The sequence below is a fragment of the Mailhella massiliensis genome (assembly GCF_020741395.1).
Classification (GTDB): Bacteria; Desulfobacterota; Desulfovibrionia; order Desulfovibrionales; family Desulfovibrionaceae; genus Mailhella; species Mailhella massiliensis_A.
The window spans coordinates 1-12177 of the sequence record NZ_DYZA01000014.1 but is presented as its reverse complement, the minus strand read 5'-3'; the positions used below and the strand labels follow the sequence as shown (position 1 = coordinate 12177).

General features: G+C 63.7%; 11 protein-coding genes. 10 read left to right on the top strand and 1 reads right to left on the bottom strand.

Going from position 1 to position 12177, the window contains the following annotated elements:
* Nucleotides 1-313: 313 nt before the first annotated feature.
* Nucleotides 314-1630, top strand: a complete 1317-nt coding sequence (gene hslU, locus K8W16_RS00570; RefSeq protein ID WP_304120241.1) for an ATP-dependent protease ATPase subunit HslU — start codon at nucleotides 314-316, stop codon at nucleotides 1628-1630.
* A 189-nt stretch (nucleotides 1631-1819) separates the two neighbouring features.
* Here the strand turns inward: hslU and K8W16_RS00565 are convergent, their stop codons facing one another.
* Nucleotides 1820-2026: a FeoB-associated Cys-rich membrane protein gene (locus K8W16_RS00565; protein ID WP_304120239.1), complete on the bottom strand. Its 207-nt coding sequence runs from the start codon at nucleotides 2024-2026 to the stop codon at nucleotides 1820-1822.
* 505 nt (nucleotides 2027-2531) lie between these two features.
* On the opposite strand from K8W16_RS00565, the gene K8W16_RS00560 reads away from it, so the two are divergent.
* The 9 genes from K8W16_RS00560 (at nucleotide 2532) to K8W16_RS00520 (ending at nucleotide 11891) form a co-directional block, all read left to right on the top strand.
* On the top strand, nucleotides 2532-4454 hold the full coding sequence (locus K8W16_RS00560; protein ID WP_304120237.1) for an AsmA-like C-terminal region-containing protein: 1923 nt from the start codon (nucleotides 2532-2534) through the stop codon (nucleotides 4452-4454).
* Between the two features lie 489 nt (nucleotides 4455-4943).
* Nucleotides 4944-5369 carry a hypothetical protein gene (locus K8W16_RS00555; protein ID WP_304120235.1) on the top strand — a complete coding sequence of 142 codons (426 nt, stop codon included), beginning with the start codon at nucleotides 4944-4946 and terminating at the stop codon, nucleotides 5367-5369.
* Nucleotides 5370-5608: 239 nt separating this feature from the next.
* A complete protein-coding gene (locus K8W16_RS00550; RefSeq protein WP_304120233.1) occupies nucleotides 5609-6082 on the top strand; it encodes a YbaK/EbsC family protein in 474 nt (157 codons plus the stop codon).
* Between the two features lie 76 nt (nucleotides 6083-6158).
* A complete protein-coding gene (locus tag K8W16_RS00545) occupies nucleotides 6159-6578 on the top strand; it encodes a hypothetical protein (protein ID WP_304120231.1) in 420 nt (139 codons plus the stop codon).
* 71 nt (nucleotides 6579-6649) lie between these two features.
* Nucleotides 6650-8266: a protein translocase subunit SecD gene (gene secD / locus K8W16_RS00540; protein ID WP_304120230.1), complete on the top strand. Its 1617-nt coding sequence runs from the start codon at nucleotides 6650-6652 to the stop codon at nucleotides 8264-8266.
* A 170-nt stretch (nucleotides 8267-8436) separates the two neighbouring features.
* Nucleotides 8437-8841 carry a MucR family transcriptional regulator gene (locus K8W16_RS00535; protein ID WP_304120228.1) on the top strand — a complete coding sequence of 135 codons (405 nt, stop codon included), beginning with the start codon at nucleotides 8437-8439 and terminating at the stop codon, nucleotides 8839-8841.
* 276 nt (nucleotides 8842-9117) lie between these two features.
* Nucleotides 9118-9528 (top strand): NfeD family protein, encoded by a 411-nt coding sequence (locus K8W16_RS00530; protein ID WP_304120226.1) that lies wholly within the window; start codon nucleotides 9118-9120, stop codon nucleotides 9526-9528.
* 10 nt (nucleotides 9529-9538) lie between these two features.
* Nucleotides 9539-10465, top strand: coding sequence for an SPFH domain-containing protein (locus tag K8W16_RS00525; protein ID WP_304120224.1), 927 nt, complete (start codon nucleotides 9539-9541; stop codon nucleotides 10463-10465).
* Between the two features lie 688 nt (nucleotides 10466-11153).
* Nucleotides 11154-11891 (top strand): sulfite exporter TauE/SafE family protein, encoded by a 738-nt coding sequence (locus tag K8W16_RS00520; protein ID WP_304120223.1) that lies wholly within the window; start codon nucleotides 11154-11156, stop codon nucleotides 11889-11891.
* The last annotated feature ends 286 nt before the right edge of the window (nucleotides 11892-12177 follow it).

Genomic DNA, 12177 nt, shown 5'->3' with positions numbered 1-12177 from the left:
TTCCGCAACGGAAGCGAGTTGAAGGAGAACTTTTTGCGCACACCCCGTGCGTGAGCTTGCCCGATGAGGGGGTTCGGGGGGAATCATTCCCCCCGGCGGGGTGCGGGGCGGCGCCCCGCGTGCCTTTGCTGCCTTTCCTGCCTTTGCTGCCTTTGCTGCCTTTCCTGCCTTTCCTGCCTTTGCTGCCTTTGTCGGATTTGTCGGATTTGTCGGCTTGTCTTCCCGTGCTTTCGGGGGATTTTCGCGAAAGGGGGCACGGGGGCACTTCCCTTTTTCAGAATCGGGCCTATGTTCTGGAAAAAGGAGTTTTACCATGAACACGCTGACACCCCGGCAGATTGTTGCCGAGTTGGACAAATATATCATCGGGCAGGAGCAGGCCAAGCGCATGGTGGCGGTAGCGGTACGCAACCGCTGGCGGCGTCAGCAGCTTGAGCCTGCGATGAGGGACGAGATAGCGCCGAAGAACATCATACTTATGGGGCCCACGGGGGTAGGCAAGACGGAGATAGCGCGGCGGCTGGCGAAGCTTACGGGGGCGCCGTTCATCAAGGTAGAGGCGACGAAGTACACGGAAGTGGGGTATGTGGGGCGCGATGTGGAGTCGATGATCCGCGACCTCATGGAGATAGGGATCAAGCTTGTACGGGATGAAGAGGGGCAGCGGGTGGCGGCGAAGGCCGAGGCACAGGCAGAGGAGCGGCTTCTGGACCTGCTTCTGCCGGGCAGCGGAGCGGAATCCGGGCGCGAAGCGACGCGCGAGAAGCTGCGCAATCTCTGGAAGCTGGGGCATCTGGACGACCACGAAGTTGAGGTGGAAGTCACGGAGCAGGCGCCGCAGATGGACATGTTCGCCATGCCGGGCATGGACAATTCCCTGGGCAGCCAGATGAAGAGCATGATGAGCCGTTTCATGCCGCCGAAGACGCAGAAAAAGCGCATGAAGACCCGCGCGGCCTATGACATTCTCGTGCAGCAGGCGCGCGATTCCATGCTCGATGAGGAGCGGATTGTGGAAATCGCCCGCGAGAGGGTGGAACAGAGCGGCATCGTGTTCATCGACGAAATCGACAAGATAGCCAGTTCTGCGGCGCAGCAGCGTTCTTCGGACATTTCCCGCGAGGGCGTGCAGCGCGACCTTCTGCCCGTGGTGGAAGGCTGCGTGGTGAGTACCAAGCACGGCATGATCCACACCGACCATATCCTCTTCATCGCGGCCGGGGCCTTCCATTTCAGCAAGCCTTCCGACCTCATTCCCGAACTTCAGGGCCGCTTCCCCCTGCGCGTGGAGCTCCAGGCCCTCGGCAGCAAAGAATTCTACCGCATCCTCACCGAGCCCCACAATTCCCTGCAGAAACAGTACGCCGCCCTGCTTTCCACGGAAAACGTCACCCTCCACTTCTCCGACGAAGGGCTCCGGGAAATCGCTTCCTTTGCCGAAGAAACCAACGCCCGAAGCGAAAACATAGGGGCGCGCAGGCTCTACACCATCCTTGAGAAAATCCTTTCCGATATCTCCTTTGAGGCCCCCGACAGGGCCGGGCAGCATATCGTCATCGACAAGGACTATGTGAGCAGCCACCTCGAAGACGTGAAAAACGACGTCGACCTGCAACAGTTCATTCTGTAATACCGCAGCAAAGCAGAAAGGCCCTCCTTCCGAAGGGGGGCCTTTTTCTTCCTGTAAGGCTGCAAAAATTCCGCTCAGGCTCCGCTGCCGGGCAGCAAAGCGCAGGCGGAACCTCTTCCGGGAAAGGCCCCGGAAGTGCCGGGGAAAAGCGCCCAAAGCGCGCCCGGCAGGCCGGGGGCGGAGGGCCGGTTATCCGTTCCGTCCGCAGGAGGGGCCGGAAGTCTCCGCCCCGCTCCGCTCAAGCGGCGCGCCCTGCGGGGTGCAGCCCCCCTTCTTCGCGCAGGAGCAGCTCCCGCAACCGCAGCCGCAGCCCCCGCCGGATACGGAACGGCGGAAACGGAAGAACAGATACACGCCCGCCAGGGCAAGAATAAGGAAAACTATGGCCGTCTGCATGGCGATCTCCTGAATATGCGTTGTCGAGCAGCGGAAAAAACTCTCATCCGCCGTGAAACGCATATTAGCAAGAATGAAAATCGTTTTCAACTATTTTTTTTCTCCACACCTGCCCTCATGCGTTGCGCCTTGCGCCCCTCCCTCCGGGTAAGTGAGGCACAGCGCGGGAATCTGCCCTTCCGCCGACTCCCCGCACGCCCGGCCCCGGCGCGCCCCCTGCCTTCCCCGCCGCTCCGGGCGTTTGCGGCAAAAAGGCCCTCCCGCAAAGCTCCGTACCGGCCCCGGGCTTTTCTTCCGCCTCCCCGCGCAGCCTTTCCTCCCGTCCCGGCGGGAAGGCCCGGCTTGGAGCAGCGTTGCAGCTGCCCGTTCCGGCGCTTCCCCCAGCTGCCCTGCACTCCGCCGGTTCCCCTCTCCCCGCCCCGGGAAGTCTCCCGCCCGCCGGGGACTTGCCCCGCCGGGAAAATGCGTATAGGGTAAACCAATACCCTTATCGCCGGATAGCCAGATGCTGCGTAAAATACTTATAGCCCTTGTTCTTCTCGTCCTCGTCGCCGGCGGGGGGCTCGTTGCCCTCATCGCCACCAACAGCGATATCATCATCGACAAATTCAACGCCTATGTGGAAACAAGCACCGGCGCGCCCCTTGTTTCCGACACGCCGCCCACGCTCACCCTGTTCCCCAACCGGGGGCTGGAGCTCGGCGCAAGTTCCTGGCAGAGCCCTGACGGCTCCCTGTCCTTCAGCTTCAGCCGCGCCTCGGTAATGATCTCCTCCCATGCGCTGTTCACGGGCAAATTCAGCATCAAGCACTTTTCCGTGGACGACCTCGACCTCACCATGAAGCTGAAAAAGCCCGTGCGCGAATATCTGGCGGGCATCCCGGCCGGCGTGGAGCACCGGCGCGATTTCGACGAGCTCATCCAAAGCATCCTGCACGCCCTGCACATTGCGCCGGACAACATCCGCATCAATCAGGGCCGGATATGCTTCATCCAGCCGGACGGCTCCACCCTCACCATAGCCCCCCTTTCCCTCAACGCCACCAACGTGCACCCGGGCACGCCCACCAATTTCAACCTTCAGACGGATATCGACGGCTCAAGCCCCGACTTCCACGCCGGGGTGGAACTGCACTGTTCCGCCCTTCTGGACAAGGAAAAGGCCTCCTTCTCCATAGAAAAAGCCATGCTCACCCCGGGCATGGGCGTCTCCTTCCGCGAATATCTCTCCCTGTCCGGCAAGCTGGAATACGATTTCGACAGCGACGAGCTCACGCTCTCCCAGCTCCATTTCCAGGGGCCGGACCTTTCGGCCACGGCTTCGGGCAGCGTGGCCTCCCTGGCCCGCATGTACAGCGACCCGGTGCAGGGCGACGCCACGCTCAACGTGGACATGGAAGGCGACCCGCAGCGCCTCGGTGAGATCCTGCACCATCCCCTGCCCTTTGCCGACCACAGCATTTTCAGCGACTGCTCCTTTGCCGCAGAAATGCGCTGGGCCGAAGGCAGGATGCGCATGACGAACATCCGGGGCAAGGCCGACGATCTCACCTTCTCCGGCGCCCTCACCCTTTCGCCCTCGCCCTTCGTCATCAGCGGAGAGCTCAATCTCGGCGACTTCAACCTCGACGACTACCGGAGCGAAAAACGCGAAGGCGCGTCCCGCAAGCTCGAAGAGCGCGACTTCACCCGCTGGCCCCGCGTGAACCTCCAGCTTTCGGCCGAGCATGTGCGCTGGAACCGCCTGCACCTTGAGGACGTGCACGCCCGCCTCACCGGCCAGAACGGTTCCTACGAGTTCAATCCCCTTTCCGGCATCCTGGCGGGCAGCCCGGTCACGGCCTCCATGAAAACGGTGCTTCTGCCGACCACCCCGCTCTCTTCCCGCCTGTCCCTCAATTTCAGCGTGCCGCAGGCCAACCTGGAGGAAATATCCCAGGCCCTGGCCGAAAGGCCCCTGCTCAAGGGCAGCGGCGCAATCAACGCCTCGCTCGCCTTCACCACCTCGCGCGGCCTGCCTTCCCTCACGGGCAGGGGCAGCCTCACCTCCTCACAGGTGGAAACGGTCTTCAGCATACTGCCGCCGGATATTCCGCTCGCGTCGAGCTTCCTTTCCAGCAGCCGCTTTGAAAGGCTCTTCCTCTCCTTCGTTTCCAAAGACGGCACTCTTACCGTGGATCGCCTCACCCTGGAGGCCGCCCGCCTCTCCCTTTCCGGCTCCGGCACGGTGAACCTTGAGCAGAGGACCGTGGATGCGGAAGGTTCCGTGCAGATTGCAGGGACCTCGGCAATGCCCGTGCGCCTGGAAGGCGACCTGCGCGAGCCGAAATATTCCCTGGAAGGCAAAAAGCAGAACCACACCCTTTCCCCCAGGGCCATTGAGCTGGACCTCAGCTTCTCCGACCAGGTGCGCGACCTGCTGAAATAATCCCGGCGGGCGTATGCGAAAGCCCCGCGCCGGGAGGGATACGCCTGCCGCCCCGGCGGCGCGGCAATGCCTTCCTTCCCCGCGCCCGGGCGCGGCACTTCAGGCCGGGGGATGCCCCCGACACGCCCCGGCGGCGCGGCAAGAGTGCCGGGGCCGCCCTCTCCGGGCGGCCGGAGGACGAAGGGGCGGGAGACTGCGCCCCGCCCCGAAAACGCCCTCTGGGGAAAAAGCTTCCGGGACGCGGCATTTTTCCTTTGACTTATCGGCCGGAACAGGCAACATTCGCCTCACGCCTTCCCGCCCCTTCCCGGAAAAGCCCCGGCCCGGCGGCGGAAAGGCCTTCAGGCCTGCCCCGGCATCGGGGAGAGGTACTGCACTCTCAGCATGAGACGGACGTTCCGGCACGCACAGGCATGCCGGGAAAGGCGGGGCACGGCGCAGGGGCCCACCCTCCGGCCGGAAACAGGAGCGAAGCTCCGGGGGAGAACTATGGCATCGGCAAAAAAAGGCGCAGGCAGGCGTGCGGCGGAGCTTTTCTCGGCCCTCGCCCCGAAAAAGGCGCAGGGCGGCAACCTGGTGCTGCGCGTCATGCGCGGGGAGCTTTCCCTCACCGTCACCTTCTGGATCTTCTGCGTGTCCGTCCCTCTGGTGGCGCACCTTCTCTTCAGCCGCGTGATCTACCCGATCCTCGACGTGCACACCTGGTACGGCTCCTCCCTCTTCATCATCTGGGCGGCGCTTTCGCTGCTCTACGGGGCCGTGGCCTGCCTCGGGCTCTGGCGCAGCCGGAAGAACTTCCGGGGCAGCAAGACCTGGGCCGACCTCGCCGGGCTTTTCGCCGCAGCGGGAGCGGCCGGGGCCGCAGCCTACGCCGTCATGATCCTCACATCCTGGCACATGCTGCTCAACCTCTAGAGCAATTTCAGTTTGAAATGCTGTGCATTTCAAACCATACGGCCTGTCGTTTCGCGGAAAAACGCGGTTTTTCCGCTTACTTTTGGCCGGGCGGCGCTGTGCTGCCGCCTTCGCGTTTCACTTTTTCAAAGTTGAAACGCTCTCGAGCGGCCATACCCCAAAGGCCTGCGCCCGCCCGGCGCGCCGGCCCCGGCCTGTGCGGGTTTTCCGCAGGCGGAAAAGCCGGGCAGGGAGGAACCATGTCCATAGAACGCGCCAAAGCGCACCTTGCCGCCTGGGGCAGGGACAAAGACGTACAGGAACACGACCATTCCAGCGCCACGGTGGAGCTTGCCGCCGAGGCTCTCGGCACGGAAGCCTGCCGCATTGCCAAGACCCTTTCCTTCCTGAACGGCGAGCGCACCATACTGCTCGTGGCCGCCGGGGATGCAAGGGTGGACAGCTCCGCCTTCAAAAAGCGCTTCGGCGTGAAAAAGGTGAAGATGGTGCCCGCAGAGGAAGTGGAGACGCGCACCGGCCACGCCGTGGGCGGGGTGTGCCCCTTCGGCGTGCCCGACTCCGTGGACGTGTATCTCGACGAATCGCTGCGCCGCTTCCCCACCGTGTTTCCCGCCTGCGGCTCCTCCACGAGCAGCATAGAGCTGACCCCCGAAGAGCTTGAGGAATATTCCGCCGCCCTCGCCTGGGTGGATGTGTGCAAAGACTGGCGCTGATTTTCCGTTTTTCCCGGCAACGGCACTTGACAAAATAGGCGAAGAGGTCATAGTCAAAGTGTCGAAAGGCAAAAGTATGATGAAAAGCGCAAACGCCAGAGCTTTTTTCGCCGTCAGGATTCTGCTCCTGATGATCTGTTGCGCCCTTCTCATGCCCGCCCACGCCCCTGCCGGGGAAAAGCAGAAAAATGAGCTGGAAAGTTTCCGCATCGCCTCGCTCACGCTGGCCGTGAGCGGCATCAGCAACCCGGTCTCCCAGCTCAAGACCTTCTCCGATACGGAAGGCACCTCGCTCCGTTCTCCCGGCAAGCGCCAGTCGAATTCCTTCTCCGACCCGGACGACGCCGATTCCCCGGCCGTCCTGCCCTCCGTGCCGCCGCTGCCCGAGTTCTTCCTCTGTGCGGAAGAATGTTTTGCTGCGCGCACCTTCCCGCCCGAATCCCACGGGCTCATCCACTGGTACTCTCTCGCCCCGCCCGCCTCACAGGACGCCTGATCTCCGGCCTCTGAACCTGTGCCTTTTTCCGGCACAGCCTGTTTCCGCACGTCCTTTTGTGAGGTTTTTTCATGCGTTCCCTGCGCTGGCGCTGTTGCGTCACGTTGCTGGCGGCATTTCTCTGCCTCGCCTGCATATCCGTCAATTTTTTCCCTTCGCTCCCCTCGCGGGCAGCATGGCTGCCTTCGCCCATCCATCTCGGGCTTGACCTCAGGGGGGGCATACATCTCACGCTCGGCGCCGATATCGATCAGGCCGTTTCCCAGTCTTTGTCCCTTCTGGGGCAGGATATCCGTTCCAGCGCCAACGATGCGGGGATAAGGACCCGCCTCCTCCGTCATGCCGATGGTCGAACGCTGGAATTCGTGCCGCTCAAACACGAGGGAATCGAACAACTCTCCAACCTGCTGCGCGACCGATTCGGACAGATGGCGGTCGGTTCCGTCATCTCGTCCGGATCCGGGGAAAAACTCCTTGTCTCCTTCCGCCCCGAATGGGAAAAACAGCTCCGCGAGCGCATCATGGATCAGACGGTCCGCACGCTGCGCGGACGTATCGACGCCTTCGGCGTGGCGGAGCCGGATATCCGCCTCCAGGGCGACGCTCAGATCCAGATACAGCTGCCCGGCGTCACCGATACCGCGCGGGCCCTCCAGCTCATCGGCCGCACGGCGCAGCTCACCTTCCACCGCGTCCGCCACGACGTCGCCCCGGGCGCAGCCCTGCCCGCAGGCACGGCGTGGTATCCTCTTGCCACGGGCACGCTCTCGCGGCACGCCACCGCCGCCCGGGACTTTTCCCGGGGGCTCGTCCTCGACCGTTCCCCCCTGCTCTCCGGTCAGGACATAGTCGACGCCCGACCCGCCTTCGATGAACGCAATCAGCCGTGCGTTTCCCTTCAGTTCAGCGCACGCGGGGCGGAACAGTTCGAGCGAGTCACCGGCGAACTCATCTATCAGCAGTTCGCCATAGTGCTCGACGGCGTGGTGCAGAGCGCGCCCGTGATCCAACAGAAAATAAGCGGCGGCAAGGCCACCATTACCGGCACCTTCACCACCGAAGAAGCACAGGACCTGGCCGTGGTGCTGCGTTCCGGTTCTCTCCCGGCCGAGGTCTCCGTGCTGGAAGAGCGCACCGTGGGCCCCTCCCTGGGGGCGGATTCCATCCGCGCCGGGCTGGTGGCCGGAGCCGTGGGCTCGCTCGGCGTCATGCTCATCATGCAGGTATGCTACGGGCTTTCCGGGCTTCTGGCCAACGTCATGCTCGTCTTCACCATCAGCCTGCTCTTTGCCGGGCTCGGCCTTTTCGGGGCCACGCTCACCCTTCCGGGCATTGCGGGCGTGGTGCTCACCATCGGCATGTCGGTGGATGCCAACGTGCTCATTTTCGAGCGCATCCGCGAGGAAATTGGCCGGGGCCTGAGCGCGGCGAACGCCGTTGAGGCGGGCTTCCGGGAAGCGCGGAGCTCCATTCTCGACGCCAACCTCACCACCCTGATCACCGCCGCCGTGCTCTATCAGTTCGGCACAGGCCCGGTACGGGGCTTTGCCGTCACCCTGGCGCTCGGCATCCTGGCTTCCATGTTCACGGCCATTTTCGTTTCCCACCTCGTCTTCGAGCTCTGGCTGCGCCGGAGCAGGGCCCCGAAATTCGGCCTCTCCCCCCATATTGCCGGGGCTTCCCGCTAGCCCCGCAGCCGCGCCTTGCGGGAAAAGGCGCGGAAGTACAGGCCAGGGCGGCCCGGGTTTCTCTCCACCGGGCCGCCCGCACGAAAGACACGATACCATGTCCCGGGCAACCGGCATTCCCTGAAAACACCGGCAACTTCGCCGCTCACCCCCCCTTGGAGGAACTTCTTATGGATGATTACCTGAAGCAGGCAATCGAACTTGTGAAGGCCCAGTCTTCCGTGCGCGTCATGCAGGAAGAGGAAATCGTCGCCATGATCCGCGCCCTCTCCGCCAGCCTGAAAAGCCTCGGAGAAAATCAGGCCCCTGCGGAGGATGAATCCGCCCCCGCCCCTTCCCGCTCCATCAGGGAAAAAAGCATCACCTGCCTGGAATGCGGCAAGTCCTTCAAGCTCATCACCAGAAAGCACCTTGCCCAGCACGGCCTGGACGCCGATTCCTACCGCATGAAGTGGGGCATCAAGAGCGGCGTGCCGCTGGTGTGCAAGAGTATTCAGCGCGTGCGCCGCAAGAAGATGAAGGACATGAAGCTCTGGGAAAAGCGCCACGCCGCGCCCGCCGAAGCCCAGGCCTGAGCCCCTTCCGCCTCCCCTCCTCCCGGCGGAACCGGGCGAACCTCCGTGCCCCGCCGGGAAGACCAATATAATCGTCTTGTAGAAAAAAATGGTGTTCGAGCCTCCGTGCCCCCGCCGGGAAGACGCCGAAGGGCAAACGACGCTTCCGCGCCGCACGGGCGCTCTTTGCGCGGGCAAAGGCCCGGATTCCGCTCCCCGCGCTTTCCCGGCGGAGTTTGACAAATACCGCGTCTGCCTATATCAGGATAAGGGTGAATCCAACACAGGGGAGCACCCATGTCCTCTCTTTTCTGGGCTTCCACGGCCGTCGTCTTTCTCATCGTCGAGCTTGCCACAGGCACGCTCTTCTTCCTTGCGCCGGCTTTTTCCGCGGCGCTCACTGCCCTTGCCGTGCCCCTTCTTCCCGAGGCGTCGGGGCAGGTCTACCTGGCCTGCGCGCTCTCCGGCGTCTCCTGTCTCCTGCTCGCCCTGCGCAGAAAAAAGCGCAAAAACGCCGCCATTGCCGACAACAGTCTCGACATAGGGCGCAGCGTCTACGTCGCCCAGTGGAAGGAAGGCCGCGCCCGGGTGAAATACCGGGGCGCCATGTGGGACGCCGTGCCGAAGGAAGGGACCGCCCCCGTTCCCGGCCGTTTCCGCATTGCGGGCTTTGATTCCACCACGCTTATTCTTGAACCTGAATCCTGAGGGAGGCCCCATGGCGGAAGAATTCCTTTTTGAAATTTTCGGCACGCTGCTCATTGCGCTCGCGATTCTCTTCGTCTCGCTCTCCATCCGCGTGGTGCCGCAGCAGCAGGGCTGGATCGTGGAGCGGCTCGGCAAGTTCCACTGCGTGCTGGAACCGGGGCTGAACTTCATCATTCCGCTCATCGACCGCGTGGCCTACAAACATTCGCTGAAGGAAATCCCCATGGATACCGAGGCGCAGGTCTGCATCACCAAGGACAACACGCAGCTCTCGGTGGACGGGCTCCTGTATTTCCAGGTCACGGACCCGAAGCTCGCCAGCTACGGCACCTCCAACTTCGTGCAGGCCATTTCGCAGCTTGCCCAGACCTCCCTGCGCTCCGTCATCGGCCAGATGGAACTCGACAAGACCTTTGAGGAGCGGGAGGAAATCAACCGCCAGGTGGTGCACGCCATAGACGAGGCGGCCCACAACTGGGGCGTCAAGGTTCTGCGCTATGAAATCAAGGACCTCACGCCCCCGGCGGAGATACTGCGCGCCATGCAGCAGCAGATCACGGCGGAGCGGGAAAAGCGCGCCCTCATCGCCGCTTCCGAGGGCAAAAAGCAGGAAGCCATCAATCTCGCCGAAGGCCAGAGGGCCGCGCTCATCGCCCAGTCCGAGGGCGAAAAGCAGTCCGCAATCAACCGCGCGGAAGGCGAGGCCCGCTCCATCGAAGCCGTAGCCGCCGCCCAGGCCGAAGCCATACGCCTGGTGGCCGCCGCCGTTGCCGCCGAAGGCGGCATGAGCGCCGTGAACCTCCAGGTGGCGGAAAAGTATGTGGAGGCCTTCTCCAACGTGGCCAAGCAGGGCAATACCCTCATCGTCCCCGCCGACATGGGCGACATGGCCTCCCTGGTCTCCTCGGCCCTCAGCATCGTCAAGGCGGGAAAGTAAGGCGGCAAACCTTTCCCGCAAAGGAGCGCCGACAGGGGGCGACGAAGCTTCCCCGGCAGGCGGCGGGAAGGGCCGGAAGAAGCCCGCAGCGTGTCCACGCTTTTGCGCCCTGCCCTCCGGGGGGCTTTTTCTGCGCCCGGCAAAAATCCCTGAAAGAGGCCGGAGAAACACCGGGCCCGCCCAGCCTGCGGCAGCCGAAAACCTGCCCCGGCCCCGCGTTTTTCCGGGGCCTTTGCCGCGCGGCCCGGCACTTCGCGGGCTTCCTCCCGGCCCCGCGAAAGGAAACGATGCTCGAAAAGGCGCTTCCCGGAGGGGCCAAAAACACGGCAAGCATCCCCCGAAAAATATCCTGCCCTCCTTCCCCTCTGCCGCAAGGAAAACTGCGGCCGGGAAGGAAATTTCCGCCTTCTCCCGGAACCTCCGGGCCCTCCGGCGGACGGCCCGGCCACGGCGGGAGAAAACAGGCCGGCGGCCTGATGCGCAGGCATGTGCGCTACCGCCCGTGGGGCCGCCCCGATCCGTCGGGGAATTATTCCCCAAAACGCCCCGGCGGCCTTCCCGCCTTTGCCCGGGGCTTGACAGGGGAGAGGTTTTGTTTCCTTATGGAAGGGGTTATTTGCAGGGCGGAAAAAACGCGGCCGGGCCTTTTCTCCGCGCAAGGCAAAATCTTCCGCCTCAAGGAGCGGCCATGACCTTCACTCAGCTTTTCTGCATTGCCGTATCCTGGATAGTCGGCGGCTTTGTTCACGGCGTCACGTCCATCGGCGGCGGCATGATAGCCATGCCCGTCATCACCTTCATCGCCTCTCCCCGGGAAGCCATACTTATTTCCTGCCTCACGAGCTTCATCATTCCTGTGGCGCTGGCGATCATTTACCGCCGCCACATACTCTGGCGCGAAGTGCTTTTTCTCTCCCTGGGCTGCCTGCCGGGGATACAGGCGGGGATAGCGCTGCTCACCGCAGTTTCCGGGCCCGCACTGCTTTTTGCCCTGGGGCTGATGCTCATTTTCTTTGTGGCATGGCAGCATCTTTCGCGCCGCGTGCGTCCCGGCCTGCCCTATCGCCCCCTGTACGCCTTCCTTGCCGGGACGGCGGGGGCGTTCCTGACCGCCTGCACCAGCCTGGGCGGGCCCGTGCTCGCGGTCTACGCCGCCTTCCGGGGCTGGGAAAAGGAAAAGGCCCTCGCCTCCACCAACATGTTCTTCAATTTCCTCAACCTGGGGATCATCCTCGGCCAGTGGCAGGCCGGGCTTTATTCCATGAGCCTCATGGGCGCGGTGGCCGTGTCCCTGCCGAGCGCGATGCTCGGCGTCGCCATAAGCATCCCCGTGGTGCGCCGCATGCCGCAGCAGGCTTTCCGCAAGCTTCTGCTCGGCATGATCCTCCTCTCCGGGCTCACGCTCATCGTCCGCTCGGTAATGTAGCGGCGCGGGCCGTCCTCTTTTCGTCCCGCTTTTTCTCCCCCCGGATCTTTCCCCTGCACGGGCCGCTCCTGCCGGAAAATAGCTTTCTCGACTATGCCCGCACGCGGCGCGCCTCAGGAAAGTTTCCTCTCCTGAAGGGCGGGGGAGTCGGTGCGTCCGGCCCCCTTTTTCCGTTGCCCTTTGCCCGCCCGGCGGCCTGCCCCGCGCGGGGGGCGGCATGCCGAAGCTTTTCCCCCGCGACCGGCCCTTCCCGCCGGGCAACGTGCCGAAGAGGCCCGCCCCGGCC

What these genes read in the sequence shown, in the direction of transcription:
- K8W16_RS00535 (WP_304120228.1), top strand. Translation starts at nt 8,437, where the DNA reads ATGGATGATTACCTGAAGCAGGCAATCGAACTTGTGAAGGCCCAGTCT.
- K8W16_RS00525 (WP_304120224.1), top strand. Translation starts at nt 9,539, where the DNA reads ATGGCGGAAGAATTCCTTTTTGAAATTTTCGGCACGCTGCTCATTGCG.
- hslU (WP_304120241.1), top strand. Translation starts at nt 314, where the DNA reads ATGAACACGCTGACACCCCGGCAGATTGTTGCCGAGTTGGACAAATAT.
- K8W16_RS00545 (WP_304120231.1), top strand. Translation starts at nt 6,159, where the DNA reads ATGATGAAAAGCGCAAACGCCAGAGCTTTTTTCGCCGTCAGGATTCTG.
- K8W16_RS00555 (WP_304120235.1), top strand. Translation starts at nt 4,944, where the DNA reads ATGGCATCGGCAAAAAAAGGCGCAGGCAGGCGTGCGGCGGAGCTTTTC.
- K8W16_RS00530 (WP_304120226.1), top strand. Translation starts at nt 9,118, where the DNA reads ATGTCCTCTCTTTTCTGGGCTTCCACGGCCGTCGTCTTTCTCATCGTC.
- K8W16_RS00565 (WP_304120239.1), bottom strand. Translation starts at nt 2,026, where the DNA reads ATGCAGACGGCCATAGTTTTCCTTATTCTTGCCCTGGCGGGCGTGTAT.
- secD (WP_304120230.1), top strand. Translation starts at nt 6,650, where the DNA reads ATGCGTTCCCTGCGCTGGCGCTGTTGCGTCACGTTGCTGGCGGCATTT.
- K8W16_RS00520 (WP_304120223.1), top strand. Translation starts at nt 11,154, where the DNA reads ATGACCTTCACTCAGCTTTTCTGCATTGCCGTATCCTGGATAGTCGGC.
- K8W16_RS00550 (WP_304120233.1), top strand. Translation starts at nt 5,609, where the DNA reads ATGTCCATAGAACGCGCCAAAGCGCACCTTGCCGCCTGGGGCAGGGAC.
- K8W16_RS00560 (WP_304120237.1), top strand. Translation starts at nt 2,532, where the DNA reads ATGCTGCGTAAAATACTTATAGCCCTTGTTCTTCTCGTCCTCGTCGCC.